This window comes from Bradyrhizobium ferriligni (assembly GCF_056837965.1).
This window is the reverse complement of record NZ_JBXEJO010000401.1, coordinates 1-388: the sequence shown is the minus strand read 5'-3', so window position 1 is coordinate 388 and position 388 is coordinate 1. Positions and strand designations below refer to the sequence as shown.

Annotated in this window: 1 protein-coding gene; it reads right to left on the bottom strand. The window is 62.9% G+C overall.

What is annotated here, in order from left to right; all coding sequences use genetic code 11:
* Window positions 1–388: phage portal protein (locus AC1VNY_RS42905; protein ID WP_482409741.1), on the bottom strand; the 388-nt coding region annotated here is incomplete at both ends.

The window sequence follows — 388 nt, the reverse complement described above, 5'->3', positions numbered from 1 at the left end:
CGCGCGTATCCAGTTCCAGATACTCGTCGGGCATCCCGCGTAGGCCGAACAGTTGCCCGAAGGCTTCTTCAACGTGGTTGAGACAGAAGCCCAGCCCGCTGGCGATCCACGACTGCATCAGCGCCTCGGTCGAGGCATAGGTGTTGCTGCCGAGGCCAAGCACCTGCATGGGCACCCGGAAGGCCAGTGCGATCCGTTCCTCGCTCGCCTTCATCGTCTCGGCGAGCTGTGCGTCGCGCGCTGTGTTGGCGACCGGGATCGGCTTAATACCCCAAGCCAGGATCGGCGTCCCCCCGACATTTTCGCCGCGGGTCTGAGCGTTCCACGCATCGCGGAGTTCGCTGAGTTGAGCGCCTTGCAGCTTCTCTTCAGTCGAAAGGATGAAGGA